Source organism: Bradyrhizobium sp. P2_E8, from assembly GCF_056403875.1.
In genome coordinates this window covers 1-16,115 of the sequence record NZ_JBFUES010000047.1, presented here as the reverse complement: position 1 = coordinate 16,115, position 16,115 = coordinate 1, and the positions used below count along the sequence as shown (strand labels likewise).

Below are 16,115 nucleotides of genomic sequence, written 5' to 3'. Positions count from 1 at the left end.
CAGCTGATCAAATCCTGATCGCGACTGGTGGCCATCCCAACCTGCACAAGGCGCTCTCAGGGCACGAGCTCTGCATCAGCTCCAACGAAGCTTTCCATCTCGCTGAACTGCCGAAGGCGATAGTCATCGTCGGCGGCGGTTACATTGCAGTCGAGTTCGCCAACATCTTTCGTGGCCTCGGCGTCCAAACGACGCTGATCTATCGTGGCATGGACATTCTTTCCCGCTTCGACCGCGACCTGCGCCGCGGCGTGCACGAGGCCATGGAGCGCAAGGGTATCCGCATTCTCTGCCATGCCACTTGCGAGCGGATCCAAAAACGGAACGACGGCCTGCTCGTCGCCACCCTCGGCTGCGGCGAAGTGTTGGTCGCAGACCAGGTGATGCTCGCCGTAGGACGCGTGCCAAACACCGAGGAGCTTGGGCTCGAAGCCGCCGGGGTCGCGGTCGGCATACTCGGTGAGATAATCGTCGACGATTACTCTTGTACTAACGTCGGTAACATCTCGGCGATCGGCGACGTCACCAACCGGATGCAACTAACGCCGGTGGCGATTCACGAGGCTATGTGTTTTGTCGAGACGGCCTTTAAGAAGAACCCGACGAAGCCCGATTACACGACGATCCCCACAGTGGTGTTTTCGCAGCCCGAAATCGGCACAGTCGGCCTGTCCGAGGAGGACGCGGCGAGATCGTTTGACGAGTTGGAGATCTATCGCGCCGCCTTCAGGCCGATGCGCCACACACTCGCCGGACGCGACGAGCGGATGGTGATGAAGCTGGTGGTCGACACCGGCACGCGCATCGTCCTCGGCGCCCACATACTGGGCCCTGATGCCGGCGAAATGGTGCAGATGCTCGGCATCGCGGTAAAGGCGAAGCTCACCAAGGACGACTTCGACCGCACTATGGCCTTGCACCCGACTGCGGCCGAGGAGCTGGTGACCATGTATCAGCCGAGCTACCGGGTGAAGGCCGGCGAGAAGGTCCCGGCCTGACTCGGCGCGCCGCCAGACTCACCGCCAGCAGATGGCGGCACGCCGCTCCTAGGAGGTCTGATGGGTAACCGCGGTAAACTGGTGAACTCCGAATTGCAGCTCGACATTATCTGCAAATCGAGTCGACCGACACCGCGACTTCTGCAATAGGCGGCGCTGATCACGGCGGCATCTCGTCCAAGGAGTTGCCGCGGCCTAGTTCGATCGACTTGGCGTGCGCGATCGTGACATGGCTTTCGGCGACGAACAACATGCGCCCGCCCTTCTCGTCTTTCCGGCAATCAAAGTGACCCGAGGGAACGATGCCAGAGCGTCACGCGCACGATCTCGATTTGCTCGCTTCATATCGAATATTGCCGGCGTATCAAGAAGCCGTTAGGTCAGAAGCGCTCGTGCAAGTACAGTTTTGAGAGACCAGATTAATTAGAGTTGCGGAATCGAATTTTTCGCGGATTGCGGTATTTATTTGCCTCGGGAAGAAGCAACCCTTCTGCTACGGCTACAGATGCAAGCTTAGATCTGGTAGGACAGTCCATCTTTGCAAGAATGTGCTCGACATGTGTCGATGCCGTGCGCGTCGAAATAAAAAGTCGTTGCGCAATTTCCGGATTTGAAGCGCCACTAGCGACAAGATTCAAAACCTGGATTTCACGAAGTGAGAGTCCGAAGGGCCACGCCGTACATTCCTCAGTTACCAGGGTTAGGTCGCCTCTGCATTTTGTAAGCGTTACCTTGTGGCAATGCCCCAATTCATCGGGCCATAGAAACCGTGGCGACATCCAAGAGCCAAGGTTCTCTTGCAACAAGCGGCGAAGCACGCCTCCCTCGCTCAAATGCGGACCGGCCGAGCGACCAGGCACTTCGTGACCTACGCCATTTGAAGATATGACCAGCGCAAATGCATTGGGATTTAATGCTCCTACCAGAAGCTGCGGCGTCCGGAGGCCATCGGCAGCAGTGGCTAGTACCGGGCGAAACCGCTCTAGTATCTCTCTTCTAGAGTCTGTTGCACTGGCCGCAGAAGTAAAGCTGACGTGCACCGCGCCGGTATACCGTCCATTCGGCAGTCGAAGGCACATAGTCGTGCCTTCGTGAAACCCTGACGGTAGAAGAAACTTTTCGCCGATGACCGTATCCTCAACATGAACGTTCCAATCGCGCTCATAGTCGGACCATCGTAGGCCGCCGCCAAAGCAAGTATGCGACACCCTGAAACACACGCCTTCCCTTACGTACTCGTCGTTCAGGTGTGATATTGTGCTCTCGGAATAGCCATCGCTTACCAGCCGTTGATGCCGATACCCGTTTGATAACGGATCCCAGCTCGACAACATAAATGCCGAACAGTGGATTAGATCACGAAGGAGATGCATTACCTCCGTCGCATTGTCCAGCACTTCCCCAGCCGGGTCGGCTGACGTCTGCGCGGGCCCGGCGAGAGCAGGCAGCACTTCCTCTATCGTCATTACCCCATTCCGGTCCCCCGCACCTCTACTAGCATGTCTTGGGATTACGATCGGGTACTGCCAGAATTCCAATCAAAACAATTAGGTACATTGTACCAGATCGCGGAACTCGTGGCAATAAAACCGGCACACAGGATGAATAGATCTCGTCCGGAGATGGTCGGCTCTGAAAACGAGCCGCCCGCGACAAGGCAGCGGATGCGTCGCTTTCGCAAGTCCACCTACCTAGCTAGTCTCTGTGCTCGAGAGGGGAGACTGATCGGAGCTAAGAAATCGGAGCTTCCGCGGATTCCGATATTTGTTACCCTCTGGAAGAAGTAAGCCCTTGGCCGCCGCAATTGCCGCGAGCTTTGCTCCGGCGAAACACCCCATCTTCGTAAGGAAGTGTTCTACAGGCGTCGACGCCGTGCGCGCAGATATGAAAAGGCGCTCCGCAATCTCTGGGTTAGACGCTCCGCTAACGATCAGGTTCAGCACTTGAATCTCACGCAGCGAGAGCCCGAACTGCCGTGACGTCGGCTCCGCCGTAATGAGGATTTAAGTCGCCGCGGCACGCCGTGAGYGTTACTCTTTGGCGGTTTCCCAACTCGTCGTGCCACAGAAAGTGCTATGACATCCAACATCTGACGTTCTGTGCCAAGAGCTGACGCAACGAGCCTCCTTCACCCAAATGGGGACCTGCGGAGTGGCCCGGTAAATCGTGTGGCACGCCGTTTGACGATATGACCAGCGCAAACACGCCGGGGTTTAACTCACGCGCGAGAATCTGAGGCCAGCGTAGCAGGCCGCATGCCAAGGCCAGCATCGGACGAAATCGCTCAATGATCTCCCTTCGCTCGTCGGGCGCCGCCGCTGCCGAGGTCCAACTCATGTGCACCGCTCCCGTATATCGTCCATTCGGGAGTCGAAGACACATCGTGTGTGCCCTACGTGGAAACCGGCAGGAAAACGACAATTTTGGGCGGTGGACCATAATGGACGAGGTCTATTCGAAGGGCAGCCGTCGCCAATTCGTGTCGGGCGGCACCATTCTCTCGTCGTGGAAATTGACGATCCGGGTCCATCCTCCCTCATGGTGGCGGCGTGCTCGGAAGACGGTGAGATCATGGCATTGGCGCATCGTGACCAGCCGACATACGGTGTGCAGTTCCATGCCGAACGATCCCAACCAAACAGGGACACGCGATATTTTCGAACTTCCTGCGACTAGCGAAAATCTCCGACCGTGAGGATCGGAGATCATTCGCAACTTTCGCTGGTTAGTTCAGACGCATTGCACCTCTAACCGAGCGAAGATGAACAGTCGCCGATCGTTGAATTGCCGAGTTGACGGTGCGATGGCTCAGTCTCATTGCGTGATTTCTAGACCAATTCGCACTCCGGCGGCTTTGGGCGCTAAAGCAATGCGATGAGGTCCTCGACCTTGCTGAAATCATGTTCGCACGGCTCGACAAGACATGAGCACCTGATCTTCTTGGCCAGACTATGCAACGAGCTTGCAATTCCGTTGCTGCACGCAGGACACTAATGCCGGATTTGCGACCGGTGGAAACATTGACGAGTTTGCCCATGCGCGTCGCCATAATAGCACCGCCCCTCGTGTGAGCCCCTACTCGCAGCGAATGTGAACAGAAGCTCCCTCCTCTCGTGTGTCGGGCACAACTAATGTCAGCATCTCTGCTACGAGCGCGGGGGTATCGATATTTTCAATTTCCAGGATTGCCTTACTTCTAATTAACACTCGTCCGCATTCCCTTGACTCAGCGCTTTCTATGGAAAGCTGCAATCTCACGCTGTCGCCGCAACGTACCGGAGTTATAAACCTTAGCTTGTCAACTCCATAGTTCAGCACCGCGGACGCATCCGTTGGCGCCAATCCTAGCTCCATTGCAAGGGGGACAATCAGCGCAAGGGAAAGCAGGCCGTGGGCAATTGTCACTCTATACGGAGTTTCCTTGCGTGCACGATCGACGTCGACATGGATCCATTGATGATCGCCAGTGCATTTTGCAAACTCATTGATCCTTGTCTGATCGATCGTGATCCATTCGGACGTTCCGACCGTTTTGCCTACGGATCTCAGCAGCTGGGCAAGAGTCATTGCAGTCATTCAGCATTCCTTTAAGCAAGACGCGAAGCTCTACTTAGTCCGTTGCAACGAAAGTGCGGCAGCGGCAATACACAAGCATCGATTGGCTTGAATTGAGACCTCAACTGGCTCGCACTGGCCCCAAGAATTTCTCAAGCTACCAGTTAAGTCGACAGCTCTCGCCTGAATGGTCTGCCGCCGATGGCATGCGCACACTGTTTAGAAATGACATGAGCATCGGCTTTTGCGTAAATCTTGCCTGCAGTGGCTTAGAACAGAGGCGAATGCGAAGATATTCGCAGTGAGTAGCTACTCCGGGGGATCCAGCCAGGTTAGAGTGAGCTGATCAATAAAGCGCACCACGGTTGGCGACCTATATTTGCGGAAGCACTGCAATTTCCATCGCGCATTGTCCGACAGCCTCAGCAACGACCGGCTCCCTTGACTGAAAGAGAGCCAGGATCTTCTTGAGATCCCGACGAGTTTGAGGGAGGAATCGCGGTTCACGCGGCCGAACCAGGCCACATCCGCCAGCGACGCGCGGAATACATCTCAGGATTTGGTCGCAGCTTGGAGTCATCGCGCAACAAGCGGGACCGATAGAATGCAGTTCTCGACATCGATCAGACCGCCTCACCATCCCCCACGAGTTTGAACATTGCGCCCAACCCCTCCAGACTCTGTCGTCTTCTTGACTTGGYTGCACGAGGCACGACGGGACACACTCGAAATTCCGTGCGCTTGAGATTCTGCTCGGTGTCGGTCGTCCACTCGCCTTCAAGCGGCACTCCTTGTTCGCTTAGACATAGATTCCCTCCTCCTGGTTTAGCCAATCAGCTGTCGTTTTGGCTAGGGTCGTTCGCATGCAGACCGCGCAGCGTAATTGCCCCGACGTATCGCCATTCGACAATACGTCAGTTGACCGATTCTGCCGACTAGCGTCTCCCCGACCATCGACACAAGCGCACTCGAACGGTCCGAGGTCCAGCACATGAAAGTTGGTCTCGCCGCGGGCGAGCTAACGCGGTTGAGTTCTTCAACAGCCTGCTAGAGCTGAGCCAAATCGAGCGATTGACGTATTGCGGTTCAGCCGGCGTCATCGTCTGATAGGGACGTTTTAGGGAAATACACGAGAGAACGATTCACCTGATGCTTGAGAGGGGGTCAGGATGCGCAAACGCTCCCGAGAGGCTCACTGCGACACAGGAAGGTGCTGCGCCATGTGCTGCGGAAAGTTCGGGCTTGTCCGGTACTACTGCTGGAAGACCCCGCTTTGTTCGCGGAAGTGCGTCGATCTTTTCAAAAGGCGCCGGGAATCCGACAGTAGGTGGCTCCGCGGTTTGCGAGCTGCGTAAGCTGGCTTCGCGAGCAGCAGGCGACGTTTCGCATTCGCAAGCGTAGCGAGAGAGTTGTGAGGCCTACCGCCGCCGAATCCGCTCCGGCTGCAGCTTGCTGCCGTGCGACCGCCTTTCGGCCAGCATCCGTTCGTGCGCGGGTTTGAAAGCAGCTATTTCAACTTGGCGCGTGACGTCACACGCGATGCGATCCAAGCGTTAGCAAACCAGCGACCGTCATCCGCCTTGCGAAGTGGAATTCCTCCCCAACTAAGAGGGCCGATGGCCCTCTTTTCCTTTTTTAGTATAGGCACAAATAGAGGCCTTGCTAAGCTGGTCAAGCTCGAGGCGCATCCGAAGCCGTGTTGGACCTTAATCATCGAGCCTTACTGCCATCTCCCTTACTTCAAGGATCTGACGTGGGAACTCGGCGTCGAGCCAATTTGGCGCGAAGGGAACTCGCAACGTGGGGCTAGCGAACCGTGGGGTAGTGGAGATCGCGTGAAGGCCGAGGGCCAAGGGGCTCAAAAGCGCCCTTTCAGGATAACTTCGATAAATGGGGCATGCTTCCTTGGGTGACTTGAGAAAGCCCCTATAACTCTTCTTCCTACCGCACGATTTCAGGATGTGCCCGGTACAATTTCAAAGGGGTCGTATTCGCAAGGCGCGCCGCGGCGATGGCTGTATTGGCCATAAGCATAGCGATCGTCATAGGCCCCACGCCGCCAGGTACCGGCGTGATCGCTGATGCGATCTTTTGTGCTTCCGCGAAATCGACGTCTCCAACCAACTTGGTCTTGCCTTCTCTCTTGTCGGAGGCAGCCACGCGGTTGATTCCGACGTCGATCACCACCGCGCCTGGTTTGATCCAGTCGGCCTTAATCATCTGCGGCCGCCCCACGGCAGCCACCACGATATCCGCCATTCTCGTCAATGCCGCAAGATCCTTCGTGCGCGAATGCGCCATGAACACCGTTGCATTGGCGTTGAGCAGCAATTGCCCCATCGGCTTGCCGAACAGATTGGAGCGCCCGATCACGATCGCATTCATCCCTGACAGGTCTTCGCCCAGAACCCGCCGCAGGAGCAGCATGGCACCGGCCGGGGTGCAGGAAATGAGGCCGGCATCGAGATCACCGACTGCTAGTCTGCCGGCATTCACGATATGCAGACCATCGACATCCTTGTCCGGCCTGATCGACTGAATGATCGGCTCGCTCTCAAGCGGCTTCGGTAGCGGAAGCTGGACTAGGATGCCGTGAATGGAGGCATCGTCGTTCAGCTGCGCAACCAGTGAAGCCAAGTCTTCCTGGCTTGTCTCGGCCGGCAAGGTGTGCTGCACCGAGTTGAAACCGCATTCCTTGGCCATCCGACTCTTCGCGCCAACGTAGGCGTGGCTTGYCGGATCGTCCCCCACGATAATAACGGCAAGGCCGGGCCTGACGCCGGTCTGCGCCTCGAGTCGCGAGACATCTGCTTTCACAGCCTCAATCACCGAGGCCGCGCCGGCCTTCCCATCGATAATCTGCGCCATGCTTTTAGCCCGCACGCTGCGACGCATAGCTGCCAGGACTCGCCGGGAAGACCACGGTACGGTTGCCGTTGATGAAGGTGCGATAATGAATATGGGCGTGGACAGCACGCGCCAACACCTGGCTTTCGACAGTTCGGCCAAGCGCCACATAATCATCCGCGCTCTGCGCATGCGTGATGCGGACGAGATCCTGCTCGATGATCGGGCCCTCGTCGAGATCGGCCGTCACGTAATGCGCTGTCGCCCCGATCAACTTCACCCCACGATGATAGGCCTGCTTATAGGGGTTGGCGCCCTTGAACGAGGGCAGGAAGGAATGGTGGATGTTAATGACCTTGCCCGGCATCTTCCTGCAGAGTTCGTCGGATAATACCTGCATGTATCGCGCGAGCACGACGAGCTCAGTGCCGGTCTGCTCCACTAGCTCCATGAGCTGAGCCTCGGCCTGGGGCTTGTTCTCTTTGGTTACTCTGATGAGGTGGAACGGAATATCATGGTTGACGACCAGCTTCTGATAGTCGAAGTGATTGGAGACAACGCCTACGATGTCGATGGGTAGCGCGCCGATCTTCCAGTGGTAGAGCAGGTCGTTGAGGCAATGTCCGAAGCGCGAGACCATCAGCATGACCTTCATGCGTTTGGCTGCATCATGGAACTGGTGATCCATTTCAAAACTTTGGCAGACTGGCTCAAATCCTGAGGCGATCTCATCCAGAGCTACACCCTCCTCCGAGAGGAAGGAAACCCGCATGAAGAATTTGCCAGTGTCTAGGTCGTCGAATTGTGATGAATCGATAATGTTGCATCCCTTCGCGGCCAGATAGCCCGATATGGCGGCAACAATTCCGCGGGTCGACTTACACGATACGGTCAAGATAAACTGCATGCGATTACATTCAAAGGAGAAGGCCAACTACGCGCTGTGGGGGAACGTCAAATATCGAGAGTGTTCTGATGTTCCCAGGCTGTAAACTGAGAGCAATAGCTATTCCATTCCTCATGCTTGAGCTTGAGGTAAGCGCCGGAGAAGCCTTTCCCCAATACTGCCTGGAGCTCTTCGTCCTTCTCATATTCGCGCAACGCATCGAGCAGATTCAGCGGCAGTTTCGGTGCGTCAGTAACGGTGTGCCCCTCCTTGTACATGTCGATGTCGTAGTGACGTCCAGGATCGGCCTTACTGCGAATACCAGAAAACCCCGCCGCAATGATCAGTGCCTGAAGCAAATACGGATTAGCCGCCCCATCCGGAAGACGAAGTTCGAAGCGGCCTGGTCCGGGCACTCGCACCATATGGGTGCGGTTGTTTCCGGTCCATGTGACGGTATTCGGTGCCCAAGTCGCACCCGAAATCGTACGCGGCGCATTAATGCGCTTGTATGAATTAACGGTCGGGTTAGTGATGGCGGCCAACGCCGAAGCATGCTTCATAATACCGCCCAGGAAGTGGCGGCCCATAGTAGACAAGCCGAATGGCATTGACTTGTCGGCGAAGGCATTGATTTTACCATCAACGTCCCAGACAGAGATGTGGGCGTGGCACCCGTTTCCGGTCAGCCCCTTGAAGGGTTTTGGCATGAAGGTGGCCCTGAGACCGTGTTTTTCGGCAACCGACTTGACCATGAACTTGAAGAAGGAATGCTTGTCGGCCGTACTCAGCGCATCGTCATATTCCCAGTTCATCTCGAACTGGCCATTCGCATCCTCGTGGTCGTTCTGATAGGGCTTCCAGCCGAGCTCGAGCATGTAATCGCAGATCTCCGCGATCACGTCATATCGCCGCATGACTGCCTGCTGGTCGTAACAGGGCTTCTGCGCGGTATCGTATTCGTCCGAGATCTTCGAGCCGTCCGGTGCAATCAGAAAGAATTCGGGCTCCACGCYGGTCTTGACCCGCAAGCCTTGCGATGCGGCTTCGTTGATAAGCCGTTTCAAGATCACGCGCGGCGCTTGTTCGACCGGCTTGTTGTCCATCATGCAGTCGGCGGCGACCCAAGCAACGTCCTGCTTCCATGGCAGGCGGATGACCGACGAGGCGTCCGGCATAGCGTACAGGTCGGGGTGCGCCGGCGTGAGATCGAACCAGGTCGCGAAGCCCGCAAAACCAGCACCGTCTTTCGACATGTCCGCAATGGCTTGCGCGGGAACAAGCTTCGCACGCTGCCCACCGAACAGGTCGGTGTAGCCGATCATGAAATATTTTACGCCTTTCTCAGCGGCGTAGGTTGAGAGGTCCAAGGTCACGTCGTTCCCCCTTTTTGATTTCATAGGCCGAGTGGGCATAGCCTCCCAAGTTCGCCCGCGATTGATCAGAAGCTTCCCTTGCCGGGATACCAGTTCGTGCCAGCCAGCGGCACTTGGGCCATGGCGGCAGCTTCAAGCGTGAGCGCGCACAGATCCTCCGGTTCAAGGTTGTGGAGGTGGTTCTTGCCGCAAGCGCGCGCAACGGTTTGCGCCTCCAGCGTCATTACTTTGAGATAGTTGGCGAGCCGACGGCCGGCCGCTACCGGGTCGAGCCGCTTCATCAGTTCGGGATCCTGCGTTGTGATGCCTGCGGGGTCTTTACCCTCATGCCAGTCATCGTAGGCTCCCGCGGTGGTACCGAGCTTCTGATACTCCACTTCCCAGCGCGGGTCGTTGTCGCCCAGCGCGACCAGTGCCGCCGTACCGATCGCCACCGCGTCAGCGCCCAACGCCAGAGCCTTGGCAACGTCCGCGCCCGAACGAATGCCACCGGAGACGATAAGTTGGACCTTGCGGTGCATACCGAGGTCTTGCAGTGCCTGGACCGCCGGCCGGATACAGGCCAGTGTGGGCATGCCCACATGCTCGATGAAGACATCCTGAGTGGCCGCCGTGCCGCCCTGCATGCCATCGAGCACAACCACGTCTGCGCCGACCTTCACGGCAAGAGCCGTGTCATAGTACGGGCGCGCGCCACCAACCTTCACATAGATCGGTTTTTCCCATTCGGTGATTTCTCGCAGTTCCATAATCTTGATTTCGAGATCATCCGGACCGGTCCAGTCTGGATGCCGGCATGCCGACCGCTGGTCGATGCCTTTGGGGAGGTTACGCATCTCAGCAACACGATCAGAGATCTTCTGACCAAGTAGCATACCGCCGCCACCAGGTTTCGCGCCTTGACCGACGACCACTTCGATGGCGTCTGCACGGCGCAGATCTTTGGGGTTCATGCCGTAGCGCGAGGGCAAATACTGATAGACCAGCGTTTTTGAATGGCCGCGTTCCTCGTCGGTCATGCCACCGTCACCGGTAGTGGTGGACGTCCCGGCCGCAGTGGCGCCACGGCCGAGCGCCTCCTTGGCATTGCTGGACAGCGCGCCGAAACTCATTCCAGCGATTGTGATCGGGGTCTTGAGCTCGATTGGCTTCTTGGCAAATCGAGTACCCAGCGTCACGGTCGTATCGCACTTCTCGCGATAGCCTTCGAGTGGGTAGCGGGAGATTGAGGCTCCAAGGAACAACAGATCATCGAAATGCGGCACCTTGCGCTTGGTACCGGCACCACGGATGTCATAGATACCGGTAGCTGCGGCGCGGCGGATCTCCGCCAGCGTGTAGTCGTCGAAAGTGGCGGACTTGCGCGGCGGCGTATAGGGGTTCTGATAGCTCATTGAATATCGCTCACCTCAATACGCGTCAGCATTGTCAATGTTAAAGTTATAGAGTTTGCGGGCCGAGCCGTAGCGCTTGAAGTCTTGTGGCTTGGCTCCGGTAACGCCAGCTCGGTCGAGAAGCTGAGCAAGCTTTTGGAGATGCTCCGGCCGCATCTCTTTTTCGATACAATCAGCGCCCAAGCTTTTGACTTTGCCGCGCACGAACAACTTTGCTTCGTAGAGGGAGTCTCCTAGCGCGTCCCCTGCATCACCAAGCACGACGAGATGGCCGGACTGCCCCATGAAGGCCGACATATGCCCGATGCTCCCGTGAACAACGATGTCGATGCCCTTCATTGAAATCCCACAGCGGGAAGCGGCATTGCCCTTGATCACGAGCAGACCGCCACGTCCCGTAGCACCAGCATATTGGCTCGCATCACCCTCGATGATGACCGTGCCCGACATCATGTTCTCGGCTACGCCAGGACCGGCAGAACCATGCACGATAATGGTGCCGCCATCGTTCATTCCTGCACAGTAGTAACCGACCGAACCCTTGACCTCGGCTTTCAAAGGTTTGTCGATCCCAACCGCGATGGAATGGCCGCCACGCGGATTGATGATCTCGAAAGCCGTATCTTTGCTCTCCAGTGCGAGGGAATGAAGCGCACGATTCAGGTCGCGCAACGGTCGGACAGAGAGGTCAAAAACCGGCATTGTGTCCTCTTGATTGGAATCGGCAAACGCGGTCCCTCCCGCGTTGCCAGTAGTTTCTCAGGCAGCCTTCTCGTGATCCCAGAAATAGACCGTGGCTGGCTCGGGTTCCCATACCTGGGCAGCTTCGATATCAGGCAGATTGACGAGCGCACGGTATTCCGACCCGAAGGCGACATACCGCTCGGTTTCAGCCATCACCGCCGGCTTGCAGGCGATGGGGTCCCGCAGCACGCCGAAGCCGGTCTTGGTACCGACGACGAAGGTAAAGAAGCCATCGAGATCATCGAGCGCGCCAGTCAGCGCCTGCCCCAAGTCCTTGCCCTTAGCCATCGCCACGCTCAGGTATGCCGCAGCCACCTCAGTGTCGTTTTGAGTTTCAAAACTCACGCCTTCGCGCACCAATTCACGGCGAAGGTTGTTATGATTTKACAGTGAGCCGTTATGCACAAGGCACTGGTCGGCTCCAGTAGAGAATGGATGCGCGCCAAGCGTTGTAACGGCGGACTCGGTGGCCATGCGCGTGTGGCCAATGCCGTGCGTTCCGACCATCGAGCGCACACCGAAGCGCGAGACGACATCCTCGGGTAGCCCCACTTCCTTGTAGATCTCCATGCGGGCGCCCGAGCCCATCACGCGCACGAGCGGGCGCTGGGCAGCAAGGAAGTTTCGAACGGCGCCGATATCGGCCCTCGCTTCGACAACGGCGTGGGTGCTCTTGGGAGTAACTGCTGCATCGATTCCTGCCGTGCGCAGATCTGCCTCGAGGCTGGAAAAATCGCGGTCGGGCATGCCGGATTGCAGCGTTACCTTCGTGTGGTCTCCTGCCCTTCCGTAGATCGCAATCCCGGCAGAGTCCGGGCCGCGATCAGTCATGGCGATAAGCATGTCGGCTAGCAGCTCGCCAAGCTGGGGCTGTAGCGCTCGATCTTTCAGAAACAGTCCAACGATGCCGCACATTCCAACAACCTCCAGCGGGGGTGTCTGGAACAGCTAACACGGGAAAAGCCGGACCGCAACTATGAGGAATAAATTTTTCTTACTGATGAAATCCTGCGAAAGCTGAACTGAGCCGGGCGGGCTTAGTCGGCTCCGTTTCGATGAGGATAGGAAATGATGCTCAGATATCGAGCAGGTAGTTTGAGCAGCTGCTCGGGACCGTGTGGGGCATCGGCATCAAAGAACAAGCTATCTCCGGGCTGCATGGTGTAAAGCTTGTCTCCATGACGATATACAACCTCTCCCTGCAGCATGTAGAGAAACTCCAGTCCCTCGTGTTGAAAGGTCGGAAACACGTCCGACTTGCTTGTCAAAGTGATAAGATACGGTTCGGTCGTGACACCGCTGGAATTGTTTTCGATCGAACCAAGCAAACTGTACTGATGACCGGCGCGGGTGCCGCGGCGCTCGATGTTCACCCCCTTCCCCGCCTTCACGAAACTTGAGCTCCGCCCCTCCTCGAAGCGCCGGAAGAAGGTCGTGAGCGGCACGCTTAGCGCCTTGGAAAGCGCCTGCAGCGTGTTCAAAGACGGCGAGATGTTGCCGTTTTCGATTTTCGACAGCATGCCTACCGACATGTCGACGGAAGTCGCCAGATCAGTTATCGTAAGCCCCAGCTTTTTGCGAAAGGCGCGCACCTCCTGCCCTATCGCCATCTCGAGATTGTGCACGTGCGGCTCGCGCACAGCATGCGGATCCTGGTTGAAAACCGGCTTGGAATTCGACCGCTTCACCATGTTTGTCGTTTTTCCGGCCATCATTGACACCCTTTTTTCGGCTGCACTAGTTGCCTACGGATCCAAATTTCTCTTGCGCATCTTATGCGGAGTTTGCCCGAAGGCCGACAGGAAGCACCGCGAAAAGTGTCCCGCGCTGGAGAAGCCTGTGGCAAAGGCGATCTCAGCGATGGACAGTGGGCTCTGTTCAAGCAATTTCCGCGCATATTCAAGGCGAATTCGCCGGTAGGTTTCTGAGAAGCTGCTCGCAACTTCGGAAGCGAATAGCCTGTCGAGATGCCGCGCGCTGATGCCGGCAAATGCCGCCATGGTCGTGCGCGAGAGCGGCTGCTCGACGGTTAGCTCCATCTTTTCGAGAACTGCAAGCAAGCCCGGATGGTGGGTACCGAAACGATGCGAAGCCGAGCCACGCTGCGGAGCGGCTGGCTCGGCAACGGTCGTCTGCAGAAACCAGTCGCTGACGCGGCGCGCAAAATGCGGGCCCATCCTTTCAGCAATGAGCCTATGCATCATGTCGAGGGGAGCAATTCCGCCTCCGCAGGTGATGCGGTCGCCGTCGAAGATGTAGCGAGCTTGACGCGGATTAAGATGCGGGAAGGCCTCTCGCAAGACTGCCGCATGCTCCCAGTGAATCGTGAAATCTCGATTGTCGAGCAGTCCGGCAGCGGCAAGGATGTAGGCGCCACTCGAAATTGCGCCGATGCGAACCCCCTGTCGCGAGATTCGCCGCAACGCAGAGATGAGAGACTCATTCCCTGACCAATTTCTCGGAACGCCGCCAGCGCACACAAATACGGAATGGCAGTGTTCGCCCTCAGACGCGATCGGACTGCAGCTGACTGCGATACCAGAAGAGCTCGTCACCGGCCTGCCGTCTACTGACAGCGGTAAAATATCATAGAGCGGAAGTCCAGAGAGCAGATTTGCCGCGCGCAACGGCTCCGTCGCCGAGGCATAGGACATCAGCGCAAAGTTTTCGATCAGTACAAAGCCCATGCGCCGGGTGTTCTTGGGATCCGAAGACATGTCCCTTTTTTAGCTTTTTTAGTCCCAGATCTGCAATACGGCATTCGCGACCGAGGGATATCGTGTAGCGAGGTTCTTCGCAGGCCAGACATTGATGCGCTATTCGGCTCTATCCGTCTTCTTCAACGGCGTCCGCGGCAACAAGCATTGGCAGCCGGCATGGCGCACACCTCGGCCGAAGCCGCATTACGACGTCATAATCGTCGGAGGCGGTGGGCATGGACTTGCCACGGCCTACTATCTCGCCAAGGAGTTCGGCATCACCAATGTCGCGGTGCTGGAAAAAAGCTATCTTGGCTCGGGAAACGTCGGTCGTAACACCACGATTATCCGCTCCAACTACCTGCTTCAGGGAAACAATCCATTCTACGAGCTTTCGATGAGGCTTTGGGAGGGGCTGGAGCAGGACTTCAACTTCAACGCCATGGTTTCTCAGCGGGGTGTGCTGAATCTTTACCACTCCGACAGTCAGCGAGACGCCTACACGCGGCGCGGAAACGCAATGCGGCTGCATGGAGTAGACGCCGAACTTCTCGATCGTGAAGCGGTGAGACAGATGCTCCCATTCCTGGATTTTGATAACGCGCGCTTTCCAATTCAGGGGGGCCTGATCCAGCGGCGCGGCGGCACGGTGCGACACGATGCGGTCGCGTGGGGATATGCACGAGGGGCCGACATGCGCGGTGCAGACATCATCCAAGAATGCGAAGTGACTGGCATCCGCCAGGAGGGCGGTCGAGTAGTGAGCGTGGAAACCACGAAAGGTATTATCGGCTGCGGGAAGCTTGCTCTGGCAGCCGCAGGCAACTCGTCGCGCGTGGCGGAAATGGCCGGCATGAAGCTTCCCATCGAAAGCCACGTGCTGCAAGCATTCGTATCAGAGGGGCTCAAGCCTTTCATCAACGGTGTGGTCACCTTCGGCGCCGGCCATTTTTATTGCTCACAGTCTGACAAGGGTGGCTTGGTCTTCGGCGGCGATCTCGATAGCTACAATTCCTACGCACAACGCGGCAACCTCGCCACCGTCGAGCATGTCGCTGAGGCGGGCAAGGCAATGATCCCGGCTCTATCGCGCCTACGCGTGTTGCGATCTTGGGGTGGCATCATGGACATGTCGATGGACGGCTCTCCGATCATCGACCGTACCCATATTGATAATCTCTACCTGAATGCTGGCTGGTGCTACGGTGGCTTCAAAGCTACTCCGGCCTCCGGCTTTTGCTTCGCGCATTTGATCGCACGCAACGAGCCGCAAGCCACTGCCGCTGCTTTCCGGCTTGATCGCTTCGCTCGAGGGCTGATGCTCGATGAAAAGGGCCAGGGCGCCCAACCCAACCTGCACTGATCTGGCGAGGGCATATAAAATGGCAAGCCTTGTTCCGTGCCCCCACTGCGGCAGCCGACCCAAGGAGGAATTCACCGTGAAGGGGGCCGCGCTCAAACGACCCGCTCCCAGTTCGTCGGCTGAGACTTGGTTCGACTATGTCTATCTGCGCAGAAATCCGCACGGATTCTATGACGAATACTGGCACCACACCTCCGGCTGTCGCCGTTGGCTGATAGTCACGCGCAACACAGCTAGCCACGAACTCCAGGCC

15 protein-coding genes are annotated in these 16,115 nt (G+C 57.3%); 4 read left to right on the top strand and 11 right to left on the bottom strand.

Annotated elements, in window-relative coordinates; all coding sequences use genetic code 11:
* Positions 1–998: FAD-dependent oxidoreductase (locus AC1D00_RS04615; RefSeq protein ID WP_477009831.1), on the top strand; the 998-nt coding region annotated here is incomplete at its 5' end.
* Between the two features lie 419 nt (positions 999–1,417).
* On the opposite strand, the gene AC1D00_RS04610 is transcribed toward AC1D00_RS04615, so the two are convergent.
* Both AC1D00_RS04610 and AC1D00_RS04605 read right to left on the bottom strand, forming a co-directional pair.
* The gene (locus AC1D00_RS04610) at positions 1,418–1,777 is read right to left on the bottom strand and encodes a response regulator transcription factor (RefSeq protein WP_477009835.1); all 360 of its coding nucleotides are present in this window, start codon (positions 1,775–1,777) and stop codon (positions 1,418–1,420) included.
* 912 nt (positions 1,778–2,689) lie between these two features.
* Entirely contained in the window at positions 2,690–2,956 is a 267-nt protein-coding gene (locus AC1D00_RS04605; RefSeq protein WP_477009834.1) for a response regulator transcription factor, read from the bottom strand.
* 379 nt (positions 2,957–3,335) lie between these two features.
* Between AC1D00_RS04605 and AC1D00_RS04600 the strand changes: the two genes are divergently transcribed.
* Positions 3,336–3,674 (top strand): glutamine amidotransferase-related protein, encoded by a 339-nt coding sequence (locus tag AC1D00_RS04600; protein ID WP_477009830.1) that lies wholly within the window; start codon positions 3,336–3,338, stop codon positions 3,672–3,674.
* 399 nt (positions 3,675–4,073) lie between these two features.
* Here the strand turns inward: AC1D00_RS04600 and AC1D00_RS04595 are convergent, their stop codons facing one another.
* From AC1D00_RS04595 to AC1D00_RS04555, 9 genes are all read right to left on the bottom strand, one after another.
* Positions 4,074–4,574 carry a MaoC family dehydratase gene (locus tag AC1D00_RS04595; RefSeq protein ID WP_477009829.1) on the bottom strand — a complete coding sequence of 167 codons (501 nt, stop codon included), beginning with the start codon at positions 4,572–4,574 and terminating at the stop codon, positions 4,074–4,076.
* 1,920 nt (positions 4,575–6,494) lie between these two features.
* Entirely contained in the window at positions 6,495–7,421 is a 927-nt protein-coding gene (gene folD / locus AC1D00_RS04590) for a bifunctional methylenetetrahydrofolate dehydrogenase/methenyltetrahydrofolate cyclohydrolase FolD (protein ID WP_477009828.1), read from the bottom strand.
* 4 nt (positions 7,422–7,425) lie between these two features.
* Positions 7,426–8,307: a formyltetrahydrofolate deformylase gene (gene purU, locus AC1D00_RS04585; protein ID WP_477009827.1), complete on the bottom strand. Its 882-nt coding sequence runs from the start codon at positions 8,305–8,307 to the stop codon at positions 7,426–7,428.
* Between the two features lie 47 nt (positions 8,308–8,354).
* Positions 8,355–9,662 carry a type III glutamate--ammonia ligase gene (gene glnT, locus AC1D00_RS04580; RefSeq protein WP_477009826.1) on the bottom strand — a complete coding sequence of 436 codons (1,308 nt, stop codon included), beginning with the start codon at positions 9,660–9,662 and terminating at the stop codon, positions 8,355–8,357.
* Between the two features lie 65 nt (positions 9,663–9,727).
* Positions 9,728–11,056: an FMN-binding glutamate synthase family protein gene (locus AC1D00_RS04575; RefSeq protein WP_477009825.1), complete on the bottom strand. Its 1,329-nt coding sequence runs from the start codon at positions 11,054–11,056 to the stop codon at positions 9,728–9,730.
* 15 nt (positions 11,057–11,071) lie between these two features.
* Positions 11,072–11,758 (bottom strand): GltB/FmdC/FwdC-like GXGXG domain-containing protein, encoded by a 687-nt coding sequence (locus AC1D00_RS04570; protein ID WP_477009824.1) that lies wholly within the window; start codon positions 11,756–11,758, stop codon positions 11,072–11,074.
* Between the two features lie 57 nt (positions 11,759–11,815).
* Positions 11,816–12,715 (bottom strand): class II glutamine amidotransferase, encoded by a 900-nt coding sequence (locus AC1D00_RS04565; protein WP_477009823.1) that lies wholly within the window; start codon positions 12,713–12,715, stop codon positions 11,816–11,818.
* Between the two features lie 122 nt (positions 12,716–12,837).
* Positions 12,838–13,512, bottom strand: a complete 675-nt coding sequence (locus tag AC1D00_RS04560) for a helix-turn-helix domain-containing protein (RefSeq protein ID WP_477009833.1) — start codon at positions 13,510–13,512, stop codon at positions 12,838–12,840.
* Between the two features lie 33 nt (positions 13,513–13,545).
* Positions 13,546–14,517 (bottom strand): GlxA family transcriptional regulator, encoded by a 972-nt coding sequence (locus AC1D00_RS04555; RefSeq protein ID WP_477009822.1) that lies wholly within the window; start codon positions 14,515–14,517, stop codon positions 13,546–13,548.
* 94 nt (positions 14,518–14,611) lie between these two features.
* Between AC1D00_RS04555 and AC1D00_RS04550 the strand changes: the two genes are divergently transcribed.
* Both AC1D00_RS04550 and AC1D00_RS04545 read left to right on the top strand, forming a co-directional pair.
* Complete coding sequence (locus tag AC1D00_RS04550) at positions 14,612–15,862, top strand: sarcosine oxidase subunit beta family protein (RefSeq protein ID WP_477009832.1); 1,251 nt, start codon at positions 14,612–14,614, stop codon at positions 15,860–15,862.
* A 19-nt stretch (positions 15,863–15,881) separates the two neighbouring features.
* Positions 15,882–16,115, top strand: a 234-nt coding sequence (locus tag AC1D00_RS04545) for a sarcosine oxidase subunit delta (protein ID WP_477009821.1), incomplete at its 3' end; no start/stop codon positions are given.

Bases quoted from the DNA above. Each gene is read 5' to 3' on its own strand.
- AC1D00_RS04550 (WP_477009832.1), top strand. From the start codon at position 14,612: ATGCGCTATTCGGCTCTATCCGTCTTCTTCAACGGCGTCCGCGGCAAC.
- AC1D00_RS04610 (WP_477009835.1), bottom strand. From the start codon at position 1,777: ATGTCGCCACGGTTTCTATGGCCCGATGAATTGGGGCATTGCCACAAG.
- AC1D00_RS04595 (WP_477009829.1), bottom strand. From the start codon at position 4,574: ATGACTGCAATGACTCTTGCCCAGCTGCTGAGATCCGTAGGCAAAACG.
- purU (WP_477009827.1), bottom strand. From the start codon at position 8,307: ATGCAGTTTATCTTGACCGTATCGTGTAAGTCGACCCGCGGAATTGTT.
- AC1D00_RS04575 (WP_477009825.1), bottom strand. From the start codon at position 11,056: ATGAGCTATCAGAACCCCTATACGCCGCCGCGCAAGTCCGCCACTTTC.
- AC1D00_RS04560 (WP_477009833.1), bottom strand. From the start codon at position 13,512: ATGGCCGGAAAAACGACAAACATGGTGAAGCGGTCGAATTCCAAGCCG.
- AC1D00_RS04555 (WP_477009822.1), bottom strand. From the start codon at position 14,517: ATGTCTTCGGATCCCAAGAACACCCGGCGCATGGGCTTTGTACTGATC.
- AC1D00_RS04570 (WP_477009824.1), bottom strand. From the start codon at position 11,758: ATGCCGGTTTTTGACCTCTCTGTCCGACCGTTGCGCGACCTGAATCGT.